The following is an 18,357-nucleotide window of genomic DNA, read 5'->3' on the forward strand; positions in this document are numbered from 1 at the left end:
CCCGGCGCGGCCCCGCCGCGCCGTCCCGCCGCCGCGCTCCGGTCGCGTTGTCAGGCCCCCCGGCTACGGTGCGGGCATGGCGAATTTCGTATTGGTCGCAGGGGCTTGGCTCGGGGCGTGGGCGTGGGGCGAGGTGGTGCCCGCGTTGCGGGCCGCGGGGCACGGGGCGCATCCGTTGACGTTGTCGGGTCTGGCCGACAGGCGCGGTGTCGCGGCCGGGCAGCAGACGCACGTGGCGGACATCGTCGACCAGGTGGAGCGGCTTGACCTGCACGATGTCGTGCTGGTCGGCCACAGTTACGCGGGCATCCCGGTCGGGCAGGCCGCGGAGCTGATCGGTGGGCGGCTGGCCCGGGTGGTGTTCGTCGACTCCAACGTGCCCGAGGACGGGGTGTCGTTCACCGCCGGCATGTCGGGTGGCCGGCAGCAGGCCGTGGAAGCGGCGATCGCCGAGGCCGGTGGCTGGTGGCCGCCGCTGACCGCGGCCGACTACGTCGGTGAGGGGCTGACCGAGGAGCAGATCGACTGGATCGTGTCCGGTTCGACGCCCCATCCGGGTGGCTCGCTGACCGAGCCGGCCCGGTTGTCTGGCCCGCTCGGTGCGCTGCCGGGCACGTACCTCAAGTGCCTGCTGGACGGTCCCGAGCCGCCGCCGGCTGCCGTCGAGCCCCTGGCCAGCGGCGCATGGCGGCGGGTGGAGCTGGACACCGGACACTGGCCGATGTTCTCCGCACCGCGCGCCCTGACCCGGCTGCTGCTCGACGAGGCCGCCAGGTGACCTGATCGCGCTCGGGCTGGCCGCGGTCCCAGCGGTACGGGTCCCAAGGCCGGGGCGGGGGCGCATCCGTACGGCGGCCCGGTCGCTGAGGCCGGGCGCGGCGGGCCACCCCGTGAGCTGGGCGGGCTGCCGCACCTGTCGCGCAGCAGGGCAGTGGGCGCGGGGCGCGGCGGCGGGCCGCCGCGGGGCCTGGGGAAGGCCGAAGCGGCGCCGCGGCCAGCGGCCCGGCCCCGTGGTCCGGCGGTCCTGCGTGGAGTGCGTCAGGTCAGGGCGAAGGGTGTGCGGAGCTCAGAAGACGCACTGCACGTGCTTGATGGCTTCCACGAAGCTCGCCACGAGACGGCGGGGCTCACCCTCGGTGCGGATGTGCGGCAGCCGGCTGAAGAGTTCCCGGAAGAAGACGGTGACCTCCATCCGGGCCAGGTGGGCACCGAGGCAGAAGTGCGGGCCGATCGAGCCGAAGGTCATGTGCGGGTTGGGGTCGCGGGTGATGTCGAACTCATAGGGGTTGGGGAAGACCTTCTCGTCCCGGTTGGCCGACCAGTAGAACAGCAGGACCTTGTCGTCCTTCTTGAACTTGTGGCCGTTGACCTCGCAGTCGCGGGTGGCGGTGCGGCGCATCCAGTTGATGGGTGTCGCCACCCGCAGGATCTCCTCGACGGCGCGCGGGGCGTGGGCCTCGAAGTCGGAGAGCAGCAGTTCGCGCTGGTCGGGGTGGTCGGTGAGCAGTACCAGACCGCGGGAGAGCGCGTTGCGGGTGGTCTCCATGCCGGCGATGACCAGCAGGATGAAGAAGGACGACAGTTCCTCGGGCGTCAGCCGTTCGCCGTCGATCTCGGCCCGCACCAGCCGCGTGACGAGGTCGTCGGTGGGGTTCTTCGTCCGGTCGGCAGCCAGTGCCGAAATGTAGTCACCGAGCTCGCGCGAGGTGCGCAGCAGCGCCGGGGTGGCCTGGTCGAGCCGGGGCACGTACTCCGGGTCGAAGGTGCCGACGATGATGTTGGAGCGGTCGTAGATGAATTCGTAGTCGCTGCTGGGGATGCCCATCATGCCGCTGAGCACCGCGATCGGCATGATCGCCGCGGCCTGTCGTACGAAGTCGCCCGGGCCGTTCGCTATGAGGTCGTCCACGATCTGCCGGGCCGCCTTCTGCGAGGCCACCTCGAACTCCGCGGCCATGCCGCGGCCGAAGGCCCGGGAGACGATCCGCCGCATCCGCGCGTGCTGCGGATTGTCCATATTGATCATGGAGCCGAAGAAGTTGCTGAACTCCTGCGGGAGATCCACGATGCTGATGGCGGTCGGGGTGGAGCGGAAGTCCTGCGGGCGACGGCTGACCTCGGCGATGTCGGCGTGGTTCACCAGCGCGTAATAGCCGGACCCATGCGGATATCCGGGCATCGCCGGCTCGCGGAAGTGCACCGGGTGGGGTGCCTTGCGCAGCGCCGCGAAGGCCGCGTCGCGGTCACCGAACGGCTGCGCCCAGAAGGCCAGATCCGTCAGGTTGATGTTGGCGACGTCGTCGAACCTGGATTCGGGGGGATACACGGCGCCTCGTTTCACGCTGGGTAACTGGGGTGGTCGGGGAGGAACGGCAGGGCCGCACGGGAAGGGACGCGGCCTTGGCGCGTACGGCCCACGCACGCCAAAGCCCTGAAGAACGCGGTCGCATAACGCGAAAGCGCCGCAGGCGAGGAATCGCACTGCGACGTCACCGATTTGACCGATGGACCCTGGCGAACAGGACCTGGTGCACTGGATGAGAATTCACGACGAAATACCGAAGAGTGGGCGGTGGTTGAGTTTTCCGCATCGACTTTGGGAAGTGATATCAACACCATCGCCGCGAAGTCTCCTGCGTTGAGGCGGTCCAGCATGGAAGAGCATCCCGCGGCGCCCTTAAGCCTCTCTAATGCGCCGCCAGCTTTCGACAACGGGGCTCGAAATGCAGTGGATTTACGCGTTAGACTTCCCGCATGGATCTTTCCGTGCCCGTAACCGATGACGTGAAATTGCATTTCCGACACCGGCCGGGAACCGCGTCCCCGGCGTTCCTTCTGGTCCACGGCATGGCCTCCAGCGCCCAGCTGTGGGACGAGGTGGCCGACGACCTTGCGGCGGCGGGGCATCCGGTGTACGCGGTGGACCTGCGGGGCCACGGCGAGTCCGACACGCCCGACACCGGCTTCGACACACCCACGGCCGTCGCCGACCTGGTGGCCTCCTGTGAATTCCTGGGGCTCAAGCGCGTGGTGGTGGCGGGGCATTCGTGGGGTGGGAACGTCTCGGTGCGCTTCACTGCCGAGAACCCGCACCTGGTCTCCGCGCTCGCCCTGGTTGACGGCGGTTGGTTGGAGCCGGCGGCGGCCTTCGCCTCCTGGGACGCGTTCGTGGCGGCCCTGCGGCCGGCCGCGTTGGAAGGCGCCACGGTGGCGAGCATCAGCGCCTACTTCCGCACCATCCACCCCGACTGGTCGCCGGCGGCGATCGACGCGGCCGTGGCCACCATGCGCATCCACCCGGACGGCTCGCTGTCCCAGCGCATGACACTCGACCAGCACATGTCGATCCTGCGCAGCATCTGGGACGAGCCGCCGGCCCCCTGGTACCCGGACATCGACGTGCCCACCCTGCTGATGCTCGCCATTCCCAAGGGCGCGCTGCCCCCGTTGGCGAACCGGATCCGCACCCGGGTCCAGAACACCACCGCGCCGTTGCGCCACGCCACCTTCCGCGAGTACCCCGACTCCGAGCACGACCTGCATGCGCAGCGCCCTCACGAAGTGGCCGCCGATCTACTGGAGTTGGCCCGCAGGACGGCGTAGCGGGAGCCCACCGGCGGCGGATGGGTTGACGATCGGCGGGCCGAGGATGACTCGTCCTGCCGCCGGTGTCCCCGCCGCACGACGGGCCCGCTCCCCCGCTCCGGAGGGAGCCAGTCCGACCGGCGCCCCTCGGCTCGTACGAGCGGTCAGAGCATGCGGCGCAGCGCGGTCTCCACGGCGTCGATGAGCGGGTCGCCCAGCGAGCGCGGGTGCCTGGCCAGGCCGAGTTCGACGTCCGGCAAGGTGGGGAGCGCGTGGGCGTCGTGGCGGGCCATGGCCGGGTCGAGGTTGGCCGGCAGGAGCGCGGCGACGCCGAGCCCGGCCCGTACCGCGGCGAGCACGCCGACCAGGCTGTTGCTCTCGAACGCCACCCGCCAGGGACGCCCGGCGCGTTCCAACGCGTCCAGCACCGAGGTGCGCCAGGAGCAGGTGTTGGCGAACAGCACCACGGGCAGCGGGTCGTCGGCCACCTCCACCCCCGGGCCGACGGCCCAGACCAGCGGGCGACGCACGGTCCAGCGCGGCGGCGCAGGAACGGCCGCCACCTCGTTGAGTACGAGGTGGACGCGGCCCGTGTCGTAGGCCCCGCGCATGTCGGCGTCGGACATGCTCAGCACCTCCAGGGTTGCGTCGGGGTGCAACCTGGCGAGGTCGGCGAGGACCTGTGGGAGTCGGGACGCGATGAGGTCTTCGAGCAGCCCGACGCCGCAGCGGCCGGTGAGCGTGCGCCCGGTTTCGGTGAGTGCCTGGGTGGAGAGCGCGAGGATGCGTTCAGCGAACGGCAGGAGTTCCTCGCCCGCCCGGGTCAGCGAGACGCCCGCGGGCGAGCGGTGGAGCAGCGGCCGGCCGACGACCCTCTCCAACTTGCGCACCTGCTGGCTGAGAGCCGGCTGGGTGTGCCCGAGCGTCGTCGCCGCGCGGCTGATGCTGCCGGCCCGTACGACGGTGACGAAGGACCGCAGCAACCCGATCTCAAGATCCTTGGCCATAACGTTTGATTATGTCAGCCCTTGCACATTCGCCACTACCTATGGCGTGCCGGAGGGCCTAGCGTCACGCAGGTGACCGGATACCGACAGGTGCTCACCCTGCCCGGGATGGCAGCGTTGTTGGGTGTCTCCTTCCTCGCCCGTACGGCGATCACGGCCGTTGCACTGGCGTTGACGACGTACGTCGTGTTCGGCCTGCACCTGGGTTATGCGGCGGCCGGCGTCGTCGTCGCCGCCCTGACCGCGGGGCTGGCGGTGGGTGGTCCGCTGCTCGGCCGGGCGATCGACCGCCGGGGCCTGCGCACGGTGTTGATGGCGACCTCCGTCGCGCAGGCGGTGTTCTGGTGGGGCGTGCCGTTCCTGCCCTTCCGGTATCTGGTGGGCGCCGCCTTCGTCGCGGGGCTGTTGATGGTGCCGGTCCAGTCGGTGACCAGGCAGGCGATCACCGCGCTGACGACGGTGGGCCAGCGCCGGACCGCGTTCGCGTGCGAGTCGGTGCAGGGCGAGCTGTCGTACGTGGTGGGCCCGGCGCTGGTGCTGCTGTGTGCGGCCGGGCTGCCGCCGCGCGCGGTGGTGTGGGGGCTCGGCGCCGCGATCGTGGCCGGTGGGGTCGGGGTGGCCTGGCTCGATCCACCGCTACGCTCGGCGGACGAGACCGCTGTCGGTACGGGTGGTCGGCCGCGGCGCCGGGAGTGGTGGGGCGCCGGCATGGTGGCCGTACTGACGATGGGCTTCGGTACGGCGATGCTGCTCGGCGGCGTCGATCTCGCGATCGTCGCCGTGCTTGCGGAGTCGGGGCAGTTGCGGTGGGCCGCCGTGGTCGTGGCCGTCCTCGGCACGGCCTCCGTCGCAGGTGGGTTGGGTTACGGCGGGTCGACCCTGGCACTGCCTGCTTGGCTGCTGCTCGGCCTGCTGGGGCTTGTGACGGTTCCGGTCGGGCTCGCCCATGGCTGGCCCTGGCTCAGCCTGGCCCTGGTGGGCACCGGGTTGCTCACCGCTCCCACCCTCGCCACGGTGGCGGACGCGGTGAGTCGGCTGGCGCCGGCCGGTGTACGGGGAGAGGCTACGGGGCTCCAGTCCTCCGCGCAGAGCGCGGGCTTCGCGCTCGGCTCCCCGCTCGCCGGAATGGTGGTCGACGCCTCCGAGCCGGCGGGCGGGTTCGTGGTCGCCGGGCTGGCCGGGGTCGCCGCAGCGCTGGTGGGGTGGCTGCTCTCCCGGCGGCCCTCGCACCGGGAACCCCGCCCGTCGAAAGACCCCGCGGCAGCCCTCGTACTCCCGGCAACAAAGGCTTTGCGCGGACCGTCGTCCGAATGATCAGGTGGAGCGGTGGCCCATGATGAGGAGACGCCCCTCCGACCGCGCACCCTGGCCTGGGTGAGTCGGCACCTGAGGAGCGGCGAACGGATCGTCGGAGCCGAGACGTTGCACGGTGGCATCACCGCCGACGTGCGGAGGGTGACCGTCAGCACGCCCCGCGGCGACACCCGCCACCTGGTGCTGCGGAGCTTCGTCGACGCGCACCGTGTGCAGTACGCCGCGGACTGGCTCGGCCGCGAGAGCGGCGCCCTGGCCCTCCTCACGGAGACTGGCGTGTCGGCTCCCGAGTTGGTCGCGGTCGATCCGACCGCGACGCACTGCGAGTACCCGTCGCTCCTGATGACCCATCTGGCCGGCCGGACGGTCCTCCGCGACGAGGGGTTGGAGGCGCGTGTTCCGCTGTTGGCCCGTCAGCTCGTGGCGATCCACGCGGTGCGCCCCGCCGAACTGCCCCGGACGTACACGACGTTGACGACCGCCGACACGGTGGTGGTTCCGGAGGGCGCCGACCCGGCGGTGTGGGCCACGGCGATCGATGTGATCCGCGAGCCCGCGCCACCGTACGAGGGGCGGTTCCTGCACCGGGACTTCCAACCCGGCAACGTCCTGTTCGACGTGTCGGACGACCCGTCCGCGCCGCCCACCCACCCCGCGCCGCCTTCTCTGCCCACTCCGCCCGCGCCGTCGGCCGGCGTCCGGATCAGTGGCGTCATCGACTGGGCCGGGGCCTCCTGGGGGCCTGCGGACCTCGATGTGGCGCACTGCTCGACCACGCTGGCGCTGCTACACGGCCCGGCGTGGGGCCTGCGGTTCACCGCGGCGTACGAGGAAGCCGGCGGGGTGCTGGCCGCGGCGACCGGCGAACGGCGGTACTGGCAGGTGCGGGACGCGCTGGCGGCTTCGGAGGAGGTCCAGCCGGTGGCACGGGCCTGGCGGGAGGCAGGGCGGGCCGAGCTGACCGATCGGGTCGTGGCGGAACGGCTCGACGCCTACGTCGCGGCCCTGCTGGACGCGCTGGGCTGAGGTCGGTACGGCCCCGGCCGCCCGCCCTCCGACCTGGCACGAAGCGCCCGGCGGCCCCTGGCAGCGCCCGGTTGTGCGCCGGGCGCTGGCCGCCGACGCCGTCCGACGCCGTGCGCCCGGCGTCGCCGGCCGGCCAGGAGACGGACTCCCGCCGGCTGCGCTGCCGGGCGCACGGTGGTACTCGCGCACAGGGTGGGCGCGCGCGGTGGTGGGCGCTGGCCGCTACGAGCCCATCTCCTCGATGAGGGCGAACACCTCGTCGGCCGTGGCACCGGAAAGGTCCTCGTCACCGGTGCTCTCCGCGGCCCGGTCGGCAACCTTGGCGGGGTACTTCCACAGCAGAGCCTGGAGCCGGTTGACCAGCCCGGTCCGGCGCGGGTCGGCGGCCGGCAGCGCGGCGAGCGCGGCCTCCAGCTCGTCGAGGTGGCCGAGCGCAGGGTGTGCCTGCTCCCCGTCGTCCGGCAGCAGTTGGGTGAGCAGTTGGCCGGCCAGCGTACTGGGCGTCGGATAGTCGAAGACCAGCGTGCTGGAGAGGGTCAGGCCGAGTGCGCCGCGTAGCCGGTTGCGTAGTTCAACGGCGGCGATGGAGTCGAACCCGAGTTCCTTGAAGGGCCGGTCGGGGTCGACGGAGTCCGGCGACGGGTAGTGCAGCACGGCCGCCACCTGGGTGCGTACGATCCCGAGCAGGCGCTCGACGCGGTCTTCGGCGGGCAGCGCCACCAGCGCGTCGCGCAGCTCGGAAGCGGCGTCGGCCGCCGCGGCCCCGTCGGTCGCCCTGGTCGCCTCGACCGCGCGCCTGGCCTGCTCCACCCCGGTCAGCAGGGCGCTCGGACGGGCCATGGTGAACAGGGGCGCGAAGCGGTCCCAGGCCACGTCGACCACGGCCAGGTGCGGATCGTCGTGGTCGAGCAGCGTACCGAGTGCGCTCACCGCGAGCCGCGGATCGAGCGGTGCCAGCCCCTGTCGCCGCAGCCGGTCGGTGTGCGCGGCGAGGTCGGTGTCCGCGTCGCCCGCCGCACCGGGCAGGTCCCACAGGCCCCAGGTCACCGACGACACCCGGTGCCCGGCGGCCCGGCGCTGCTGCGCCAGCGCGTCAAGTTGGGCAGTCGCGGCAGCGTACGCACCGTGGTCCTTGCTGCCCCAGGCGGCGGCGACGGTGGAGAAGTGCACCACCGTGTCATCGGGCCCGAGCCCGCACAGTTCGTCCAGGTGCGGACCGCCGTCCACCAGATTGGCCTCGATCACCGCGCCGAGCCCGGCCGGGGTGACCTCGGCCAGCGGGGCGAGTTCGCCGGTGGCCGAGGTGGAGATGACCGTACCGATCCGCGCCCCCCGCTCGGCCAGGTCGGCCACCAGGCGGGCGACGGCTGCCCGGTCGCTCGGCGCACCGTCAATGATCTCCAACTCAGCGCCCAGAGCTTGGAGTTCAGCCGTCAGCTCGGTGACTCCGGCGGCGCTTGAGCCGTCGGGTCCGAGCAGCAGGACGCGGTCCGCGCCGGCTTCGGCCGCCCAGCGGGCGAGGTGGCCGGCCGGCCCTTCGGCCGTGCCGGTGATGAGTACGGCGTCGCGCGGCTGCCACGCCCGCCCCGGTGCGCGTTCGCCCAGTGGGGCGGGCACCAGCCGCCGGCCCCACACCGCGCCGTCGCGCAGCGCCACCTGATCCTCGCCGTGGGCCCCGGCGAGCAGCGCGCTGAGCAAGCCGGGATCGGCACTCTCCGGCCGTGCCGGCAGGTCGAGGAGTCCGCCCCACAGTTCGGGGTGTTCCAGGGCGGCCACCCGGCCGAGGCCCCAGAGCTGGGCCTGTACCGGCGCGTCGACGGATTCCGCGTCGGAGACCGCGACGGCCCCCCGCGTGGCGCACCACAGCGGGCTGCTGACGCCGACTTCCAGCAGGGCTTGCACCAGTGCGAGCGTCGCGGCGACGCCGGTCGTCACGCTCGTACGCGCCGGATACGGGCGCTCGTCCAGGCCGAGCAGGGAGAGGACGCGGGTGGGTGCGGCGGCCTCGTCCGCGTAGACCTCCTGCAACTCCGCGACCAACCCTGCCCGGTCGGCCCCCGCCCCCACGGTGAGCCGGCGCACCTGGCCGCCCGCCGCGCCCAGGGCCTCCGTGCACAGCTCGACCCATGCATCGGCGCCCGCGTCGGGGCACACCAGGAGCCAGGGTTCGGCCGCTCCCACCGGTTCCACGAGTTGGCTGAGGCGGTGCCATGCGATGCGGTACCGCCACTCGTCCACCTGGGACCGCTCGCGCCCGGCCCGACGCCACTGGGCCAGCACCGGCAGCACCACACCCAGCGAGGACCGTGCCGCTTCGTGACCGTCCTCCGCCCCACCGTCGAGCCGCAGGGCGGCCGTGAGCGCGCCCAGGTCCTGCTGCTCCACGGCGGCCCAGAACCCGGCTTCCTCCTCGTTCCCCGCCGGCCCCCCGATCGCGGGCAACGCGTCGGGAAGCCAGTAGCGTTCGCTTTGGAAGGCGTAGGTGGGCAGGTCCACGACGCGTGGGGTGGGGTTGGTGGGATACCAGCGGGTCCAGTCGATGGTGATGCCTGCGGCATAGGCGTGTCCGATGGAGCGTAGGAGCTGGTCCACTCCGCCTTGGTCGCGGCGGAGGGTGGGGACGGCGGCGGCGTGGATGCCCGTCTCTTCGAAGGTTTCTTGGAGTCCGACGGTGAGGACGGGGTGGGTGCTGGCTTCGATGAAGACCCGGTGTCCGTCGGTGAGGAGGACGCGTACGGCGTCTGCGAAGCGGACTTGTTCGCGGAGGTTGGTGACCCAGTAGCTGGTGGTCAGTTCGCTGGTGTCGATGCGCTGGGCCGTCACGGTGGAGTAGAAGGCGATGTCGGAGCGGGTGGGTGTGATGCCGGCCAGCACCTCGTGCAGTTCGTCGGCGATCTCGTCAACCTGCGGGCTGTGGGAGGCGTAGTCCACGTCGATGAGGCGTGCCCGGCCGCCGGACTCTTCCAGAGTGGTGACGGCGTGTTGTACGTGCTCAGGCGGGCCCGAAATCACCGTGGAACCAGGCCCGTTGACTGCTGCGATGCCCGCGCCGGCTGCTGCCTCACCCAGCCCGGCCAGGAAGTCGGCTGCCTTGTCCTGACTGAGCGCAAGCGATGCCATCGCGCCGCCACCCGCTAGCTTGCGGAGCGCCTTGCTGCGCAGGGCGACGACCTTCGCACCGTCTTCCAGCGACAGCGCGCCGGCGACGACGGCCGCGGCGATCTCACCCTGACTGTGACCGACGACCGCGGCCGGTGTCACACCCTGATCCGCCCAGACTGCGGCCAGCGACACCATCACCGCCCACAAGACCGGCTGCACCACATCAACCCGACCAAGGTCAGCAGCGCCCACGCCACCGCGCAACACCTCGGCGAGCGACCAGTCCACGTACGGCGCGAGCGCCCGCTCACACTCCGCGACCCGCGCCGCGAAGACCGGCGAAGCTTCGAGCAACCCCGCGCCCATCCCCACCCACTGCGACCCCTGGCCTGGGAAGACGAGTACGGGGCCGTGGTCGGTGGGGGTGGGGGTGGTGTCGGGGGTGGTGAGGTGGGGGTGGGGTTGGTCGGTGGCGAGGGCTTTGAGTGCGGTGGGGAGTTCGTCGGGGTGGGTAGTGGTGATGAGTGCGCGGTGGTCGAAGGTGGTGCGGGTGGTGGCCAGGGACCAGCCCACGTCCAGGGGTGAGAGGTGGGGGTGGCGGGTGAGGTGGTCAGCCAGGGCCTGTGCCTGGGCGCGTAGCGCCTGGGGCGTACGGGCCGACAGCACCCACGGCAACGGCCGACCGCTCTCCTCGGCCGACCCGGCCTCGGTCCCTGTCACCTCTCCTGCCTCGGACGCCTTCGCGGACTCCGGCGGCGCAAGGCCCTCCGGCGCCTCGGGGCCATCCGGCGCTTCGGAGGGCGCCGGTGCCGCTGGGGCCTCCTCCACGATGACGTGCGCGTTCGTCCCCGAGATCCCGAACGAGGACACCCCGGCCCGCCGTGGGTGCTCGCCGCTGGGCCAGGGGACCTGTTCGGTGAGCAGGCGTACGCTCCCTGCCGACCAGTCGACGTGCGGGTTGGGTTGGTCGACGTGCAGGGTCATGGGCAGCGTCTCGCGCTGGAGCGCCATGATCATCTTGATGACGCCGCCGACACCTGCGGCTGCCTGGGTGTGTCCGATGTTGGACTTGATGGAACCCAGCCACAGCGGCCGTCCTTCGGGCCGCCCCTGGCCATAGGTGGCGAGCAGGGCCTGCGCCTCGATCGGGTCGCCGAGCGAGGTGCCCGTGCCGTGCGCCTCCACGGCGTCGACCTGGTCGGGGGCGAGGCGGGCGTTCTCCAGGGCCTGCCTGATGACCCTTTCCTGGGCTACGTCGTTGGGGGCGGTGAGGCCGTTGGACGCGCCGTCCTGGTTGATCGCCGAGCCACGGATGACGGCCAGCACGCGGTGGCCGTTGCGGCGGGCGTCCGAGAGGCGTTCCAGCAGGATCAGGCCGACGCCCTCGGAGAAGCCGGTGCCGTCCGCCGATGCCGCGAAGGACTTGCAGCGGCCGTCGGGCGCGAGCCCCCGCTGCCGGGAGAACTCGGCGTAGGCGGTCGGTGTGGTGAGCGAGGTGACACCGCCGGCGACGGCCATCTCGCACTCACCCTGTCGCAGTGCCTGGGCCGCCAGGTGCATCGCCACCAGCGACGACGAGCAGGCCGTGTCGACCGTGACGGCCGGCCCTTCGAGACCGAAGGTGTACGCCACCCGACCGGACACCACGCTGGTGAGGCTGCCGGTGGTGGCGTAACCCTCGAAGCCCTCCGGGATGTGGGGGGTGCGGGACAGGTAGTCCTGGCTGGAGACACCCGCGTACACACCCGTGGCCGAGCCCTTGACCTGGGTGGGGTCGAGGCCGGCGCGTTCGAAGAGCTCCCAGGCGACCTCAAGCAGCAGCCGCTGCTGGGGGTCCATGGCCAGCGCCTCGCGCGGGCTGATCCCGAAGAACTCGGCGTCGAAGCGGTCGGCGCCGTCCAGGAACCCGCCGTCGCGCACATAGCTGGTCCCGGGGTGGTCCGGGTCCGGGTGGTAGAGGCCCTCCAGGTCCCAGCCGCGGTCGGTGGGGAACCCCGTGATGGCGTCCGTGTCCGATGCGACCAGGTCCCACAGGTCTTCCGGGCCGCGGACGCCGCCCGGGTAGCGGCAGGCCATGCCGACGACGGCGATCGGTTCCTGGGACCGTTCCGTCACCTCGCGCAGCCGCTGACGCGCCTGTCCGAGGTCGACCGTGACCCGCTTCAGATACTGACGGAGCTTGGCTTCCGTGTCCGACATCAGTTCTCGCTCCTGATCAAGAAGGCAGTTCCCGGTCAATGAAGGCGAACAGCTCGTCGTCCGACGCCGCGTCCACCGCGTCGCTGTCGACGGCGTCCGGGTCCGGCTGGTCGTCGGGGCCGTTGTCGTTCAACCGCCACAGCAGCGTCTCCAGCCGCTTGGCGAGCTTGCCGCGTACGTCGCCGTCCGAGGTGAACTGCGCCATGGCCGCCTCGAACTTGGTGAGTTCGTCGAAGAGCGGCGCCGCCGGGTCGGCCGCGGCCGGGCACAGCTTTTCGCGCAGGTCCTCGGCGATGGCCGCGGGCGTGGGGTACCTGAAGATGAAGGTGGCGGGCAGCCGGAGTCCGGTGGCTGCGGAGAGCCGGTTGCGCAGTTCCACGGCGGTCAGCGAGTCGAATCCCAGGTCCTTGAACGGGGCGTCGCTGTGCACCGCGTTCAGGTCGGCGTGGCCGAGTACGGCCGCCGCGTTGCTGCGGACCAGGTGGAGCAGGGTGCGGTGCTGTTCTTCGGTGGAGAGGGCGGCGAGTTGGCCGGCCCAGTTGGTCGCGGCCTGGTTGGTGGCCGCGCCGCGCCGGGTGGCGCCGGTGGCGACCAGGGCGCGGAGTTGGGCCGGCAGGGTGTCGGCAGACTGGCCCGCCAGGGTGCGCAGGTCCAGGTTGACGGCGGCGAGTTGGGCGTCGCCGTGTCGGGTGGCGGCGTCCAGGAGGCGCAGTGCGTGGTCGTTGGTGAGCGCCTTGATGCCGGAGCGGTTCATTCGGGCCAGGTCGGCAGTGTCCAGGTGGCCGGTCATGCCGCTGGCGTCGGCCCACAGGCCCCAGGCGATGGACACGCCGGGCAGTCCGTGGGCGCGCCGGTGGGCCACCAGTGCGTCGCAGAAGGCGTTGGCAGCCGCGTAGTTGGCCTGTCCGGGGCTACCGAGGGTGGCCGCCGCTGAGGAGAACACGACGAACATTCCGAGCCGTAGTCCTGCCGTGGCCGCGTGCAGGTGGGCGGCGGCGCTGGCCTTGGTCTCCCAGACGGGTGCCAGCCGGTCCGCCGTCTGCGAGGTGACCATGGCGTCGTCGAGTACGCCTGCTGCGTGGATGACACCGGTCAGCGGGTGGGCCGGGTCGACGGAGGCGACCAGGTCGGCAACGGCCGCGGCGTCCGTGACGTCGGCCGCGACGATCTGGGCCGCGGCGCCCGCTTCGGCCAGTCGGGCGAGCAGTTCACTCGCGCCGGGGGCCTCCGGTCCGCGCCTGCTGACCAGCAGCAGGTGGCGGATGCCCCAGGTGCGGGCCAGGTGTTCGGCGACGTGGCCGCCGAGGGTCCCGGTGCCACCGGTGATCAGTACGGTGCCGTCGGCGTCGACGGTGCCTGGCACGTCGAGCACGAGCTTGCCGGTGTGCTTGGCCTGGCTGAGGTGGCGCAGTGCCTGCCGGGCGCGGCTGAGTGGCCAACTGCGGACGGGGGGCGGCTGGAGCGTGCCCTGTCGGAAGAGTTCGCCGAGCGTGCCGAGCATGTCGCCGATGCGGTCCGGGCCAGCGTGGGTGATCAGGTCGTACACCTGGTAGCTGACGCCCGGGTGGGCCGCGGCCACCTGGTCCGCGTCGCGGATGTCGGTCTTGCCCATTTCGAGGAGCCGGCCGCCGTCACCCAGCAGGCGCAGTGAGGCGTCGACGAACGGGCCGGTCAGGCTGTTGAGGACGACGTCGACGCCCCGGCCGCCGGTGGCTTCCCTGACGGTCGTCTCGAAGTCCAGGTCGCGGGAGTTGGCCCGGTGTGCCTCGTCGATGCCCATGTCCGCGAGGACGGCGTGTTTGGCGGGGCTGGCCGTGGCGTAGACCTCGGCCCCCAGGTGGCGGGCGATCTGGACGGCCGCTGTGCCGACGCCGCCGGTCGCGGCGTGGATGAGCACGGATTCGCCGGCTCGTACGCGACCGAGTTCGACCAGCCCGTACCAGGCGGTGAGGTAGGCGATGGGGATGGCCGCCGCCTGCTGGTAGCTCCAACCCTCGGGGATGGGGGCGACGAGTCGGGCGTCGGTGAGGGTGAGGGGGCCGAAGGCGCGGTCGAAGACGCCGAGGACGCGGTCGCCGACGGCGATGTGGGTGACACCGGGGCCGACTTCCACGACGACGCCGGCGCCCTCGCCGCCGAGTCCGGTCTGGCCCGGCACCATGCCCAGGCTGACGACCACGTCACGGAAGTTGATGCCGGCCGCGTGCACGGCGACCCGCAGTTGTCCTTCACCCAGCGGTTCGAGCACCTCGGGGCAGGGCACGGGCCGGACGTTCTCCAGCGTGCCGCTGCCGTCGGTGTCCAGGCGCCAGGCGGCCCGCCCGGCGGGGCCGACGACCCCGCCGCTGGTGGCACCGCCGCGCACCAGCCGCGGTGCGAGGAGTTGTCCACCGCGCAGCGCGACCTGCGTCTCGGCCGCGGCGACCGCCCGCCGCACGCCGTCGACCAGACCGGCGCTGCTGCTCGTCGCCGCGGTGTCCGGGTCGAGGTCGATGAGCAGGAACCGGCCGGGGTTCTCCGATTCCGCGCTCCGCACCAGGCCCCACGCGCCCGCGCCGGTGACGTCGAGTTCGCCGTGCTCGCTCGGGCCTGCGGCGACCGCGCCGTGGGTGACGATGACCAGTCGGCTCTCTACGAGCCGCGGCTCGGCGAGCCAGTCCCGGACGAGGTCCAGCGTGTGCCGGGTGGTCCGGTGACCGGCGGCGGCGAGTTCCTCGCCATCGGCCGGGGGCACACAGGCGAGGGCGAGTACGGGCGCCGCAGCGCCTTCGTCAAGGGCCGCGACCAGGGCGGACACCTCGGTGTACGGGCGCGGGCCCGCGCCGCTCGGGGCGGCGAGGTCGGCGAGGTGGAACGGGTCCTGGCCGAGGACGGCCCAGCCGCCGGCCCCGAGGTCGTCCGCGCCGCTGCCGGGCAGCAGGGGCACGGGCGTCCAGTCGAGTGCGAAGAGCCCATCGGCCCCCCGGCCGCCTGTGGAGTGCAGTTGGTCCGCGGTCGCGGCCCGCATCGCCACCGCTTCCACGGTGAGGACCGGCGCCCCGACCGCGTCGGCAACGGTCAGCCGGAGCGCCCGCTCACCGTCGCCACCCTCCTGGTCGCCGGGTTGGATGCGTACGCGTACGGTGCCCGCCTTGGCGGCCCACAGGGAGACGCCGTTCCAGGCGAAGGGCAACCACACCCGGTCCGTGCCGGCCGCCCGCCGCGGCTGACCGGCATCCGCGCTGGTGCCACCCTGGGGCGCCCCGGTCTCCGGGTTGGATTCCGGGTCGGTCTCCGCCGGGGTGCCAGCGGTGGCCTGGTCGGCGAGCAGGGCCGGGTGGAGCGCGGCGTCGAGCAGGGCCGGGTGGATGCCGTAGCCCTCCAACTCCCCCGCCGACTCGGGTAGTTCAACCTCCGCGTACACCTCGTCCCCGAGCCGCCACGCAGCCCGCAACCCCTGGAACGCCGGGCCATAGCCGTACCCGCCCGACGCCACCCGCTCGTAGAACCCGGCGACCTCCATCGCTTCCGCACCGGCCGGGGGCCACACACCCGCCAGCCCGTCCGGCTGCGCCGACTCGTCCTGCGGGGGGCTGAGCACGCCCTCGGCGTGGCACACCCAGGTGGCGGCCCCGGTCGAGTCGTCGTCGGGGCGCGAATGGATCTGTAGGTCGCGCGAACCGTCGGCGGCGGGTGCACCGACGACGACCTGGATGCGGAGCCCGCCGGACGCGGGCAGCACCAGCGGCACTTGAAGCGCCAGTTCGTCCACGCCCGCGCACCCGGCCTCGTCGGCTGCGCGCAGCGCCCACTCGGCGAGCGCCGCGCCCGGCAACAGCACCGAGCCGGCCACCACGTGGTCGGCCAACCAACCCCGGCCACCACCGACGGACAGCCGCCCGGTCAACAGCAGCCCACCATCGGCGAGTTCGACCGCAGCGGGCAGCAGGGCGTGCTCGACCCGCTGCAACCCGGCGGCCCCCATGTCACCGATGTCGCTGTTGGTGATCAGCCAGTACGAATCGCGCTGGAAGGCGTAGGTGGGCAGGTCCACGACGCGCGGGGTGGGGTTGCTGGGGTACCAGCGGGTCCAGTCGACGGTGACGCCTGCGGTGTAGGCGAGTCCGATGGAGCGCAGGAGCTGGTCCACTCCGCCTTGGTCGCGGCGGAGGGTGGGGGCGGCCGTCGCCTGGATGCCCGTCTCTTCGAAGGTCTCCTGGAGTCCGACGGTGAGGACGGGGTGGGTGCTGGCTTCGATGAAGACCCGGTGCCCGTCGGCGAGGAGGACGCGTACGGCATCCGCGAAACGGACTTGTTCGCGCAGGTTGGTGACCCAGTAGCCGGTGGTCAGCTCGCTGGTGTCGATGCGCTGAGCTGACACGGTGGAGTAGAACGCCACATCGGCCGTGGTGGGCGTGATGCCGGCCAGCACCTCATGCAGTTCGTCGGCGATCTCATCAACCTGCGGGCTGTGCGAGGCGTAGTCCACATCGATCAGCCGCGCCCGACCACCGGACTCTTCCAGCGTGGTCACCGCGTGTTGTACGTGCTCAGGCGGGCCCGAAATCACCGTGGAACCAGGCCCGTTGACTGCTGCGATGCCGGCGCCGGCTGCCGCCTCACCAAGCCCGGTGAGGAAGTCGGCTGCCTTGTCCTGACTGAGCGCAAGCGATGCCATCGCGCCGCCACCTGCCAGCTTGCGGAGCGCCTTGCTGCGCAGGGCGACGACCTTCGCACCGTCTTCCAGCGACAGCGCGCCGGCGACGACGGCCGCGGCGATCTCACCTTGGCTGTGTCCGACGACCGCGGCGGGTGTCACGCCCTGGTCCGCCCAGACTGTGGCCAGCGACACCATCACCGCCCACAAGACCGGCTGCACCACATCAACCCGACCGAGGTCAGCAGCATCTACACCACCGCGCAACACCTCGGCGAGCGACCAGTCCACGTACGGCGCGAGCGCCCGCTCACACTCCGCGACCCGCGCCGCGAACACCGGTGAGGCTTCGAGCAACCCCGCGCCCATCCCCACCCACTGCGACCCCTGACCAGGGAAGACCAGCACCGGGCCGGAGTCTTCCCCCGTAGGTGTGGTGCCCAGGGTGACGACGTCCGGGTGGGGTTGGTCGGCGGCAAGTGCTTCGAGTGCCGTGCGGAAGGACTCACGGTCCTCACCCACAGCAACAGCACGGTGGTCGAAGCGGGTACGAGTGGTCAGCAGCGACCAACCCACCTCCGTCGGACGCAACCCAGGCTCGTCCGACAACCGCTCCACCAACGCCTGGGCCTGGCCCCGCAACGCCTCCGGCGTACGCGCCGACAACACCCACGGCACCACACCCGCCACTTCATCCGCCACCGGCACCTCAGGCTCTACCCCAGCCTGCTCCAAAATGATGTGCGCATTCGTCCCCGAAGCACCGAACGACGACACACCCACCCGCCGCGGACGACCCACCTCCGGCCACTCCACCGCCTCCCGCAACAACTCCACCGCACCCGAATCCCAATCCACATGCGGCGTCGGCTCATCAATATGCAACGACCGCGGCAACACCCCATGCCGCATCGCCATCACCATCTTGATCACACCCGCCACACCCGCAGCAGCCTGCGTATGACCAATATTCGACTTCACCGAACCCAACCACAAAGGCCGATCAACAGGACGATCCTGCCCATACGTAGCAAGCAACGCCTGCGCCTCAATCGGATCACCCAACCGCGTACCCGTCCCATGCGCCTCCACCGCATCCACCTCACCAGCAGAAACCCCCGCATTCGCCAACGCCTGACGAATCACCCGCTGCTGCGACGGACCATTCGGCGCCGTCAAACCATTCGACGCACCATCCTGATTCACCGCAGAACCACGAATCACCGCATGCACCCGATGACCATTCCGCCGCGCATCCGACAACCGCTCCAACAACAACACCCCCACCCCCTCACCCCACCCCGTACCATCAGCCGCCGCCGCAAACGGCTTACACCGACCATCAGGCGCCAACCCACGCTGCCGCGAAAACCCAGTGAAGACGTCCGGCGTAGCCATCACGGTGACTCCGCCCGCCAGGGCCAGGTTGCATTCGCCCTGGCGCAGTGCCTGGGCCGCCAGATGCATCGCCACCAGCGACGACGAGCA

Annotated in this window: 8 protein-coding genes; 4 read left to right on the top strand and 4 right to left on the bottom strand. The window is 71.9% G+C overall.

Annotated elements, in window-relative coordinates:
* The first annotated feature begins 76 nt into the window (after positions 1 to 76).
* Positions 77 to 778, top strand: a complete 702-nt coding sequence (locus tag ACMA1D_RS12220) for an alpha/beta fold hydrolase (protein ID WP_414723927.1) — start codon at positions 77 to 79, stop codon at positions 776 to 778.
* Positions 779 to 1,066: 288 nt separating this feature from the next.
* Here the strand turns inward: ACMA1D_RS12220 and ACMA1D_RS12225 are convergent, their stop codons facing one another.
* Positions 1,067 to 2,326, bottom strand: coding sequence for a cytochrome P450 (locus ACMA1D_RS12225; RefSeq protein ID WP_414723928.1), 1,260 nt, complete (start codon positions 2,324 to 2,326; stop codon positions 1,067 to 1,069).
* A gap of 428 nt (positions 2,327 to 2,754) precedes the next feature.
* Here ACMA1D_RS12225 and ACMA1D_RS12230 point away from each other — a divergent pair, with 428 nt between their 5' ends.
* The gene (locus ACMA1D_RS12230) at positions 2,755 to 3,603 is read left to right on the top strand and encodes an alpha/beta fold hydrolase (RefSeq protein WP_414723929.1); all 849 of its coding nucleotides are present in this window, start codon (positions 2,755 to 2,757) and stop codon (positions 3,601 to 3,603) included.
* A gap of 146 nt (positions 3,604 to 3,749) precedes the next feature.
* Here the strand turns inward: ACMA1D_RS12230 and ACMA1D_RS12235 are convergent, their stop codons facing one another.
* Positions 3,750 to 4,592 carry a LysR family transcriptional regulator gene (locus ACMA1D_RS12235; RefSeq protein WP_414723930.1) on the bottom strand — a complete coding sequence of 281 codons (843 nt, stop codon included), beginning with the start codon at positions 4,590 to 4,592 and terminating at the stop codon, positions 3,750 to 3,752.
* Between the two features lie 72 nt (positions 4,593 to 4,664).
* On the opposite strand from ACMA1D_RS12235, the gene ACMA1D_RS12240 reads away from it, so the two are divergent.
* Together ACMA1D_RS12240 and ACMA1D_RS12245 are read left to right on the top strand one after the other, a co-directional pair.
* Complete coding sequence (locus ACMA1D_RS12240) at positions 4,665 to 5,906, top strand: MFS transporter (protein WP_414723931.1); 1,242 nt, start codon at positions 4,665 to 4,667, stop codon at positions 5,904 to 5,906.
* Between the two features lie 60 nt (positions 5,907 to 5,966).
* Complete coding sequence (locus tag ACMA1D_RS12245; protein ID WP_414723932.1) at positions 5,967 to 6,932, top strand: phosphotransferase family protein; 966 nt, start codon at positions 5,967 to 5,969, stop codon at positions 6,930 to 6,932.
* A gap of 222 nt (positions 6,933 to 7,154) precedes the next feature.
* Here ACMA1D_RS12245 and ACMA1D_RS12250 read toward each other — a convergent pair whose 3' ends face one another.
* Positions 7,155 to 12,233 (bottom strand): type I polyketide synthase, encoded by a 5,079-nt coding sequence (locus tag ACMA1D_RS12250; protein ID WP_414723933.1) that lies wholly within the window; start codon positions 12,231 to 12,233, stop codon positions 7,155 to 7,157.
* A 16-nt stretch (positions 12,234 to 12,249) separates the two neighbouring features.
* The coding region (locus tag ACMA1D_RS12255) for a type I polyketide synthase (protein ID WP_414723934.1) at positions 12,250 to 18,357 on the bottom strand (6,108 nt) is incomplete at its 5' end.

The sequence above is a fragment of the Streptomyces sp. 796.1 genome, from assembly GCF_047525675.1.
In the GTDB taxonomy this organism is placed as follows: domain Bacteria; phylum Actinomycetota; class Actinomycetes; order Streptomycetales; family Streptomycetaceae; genus Streptomyces.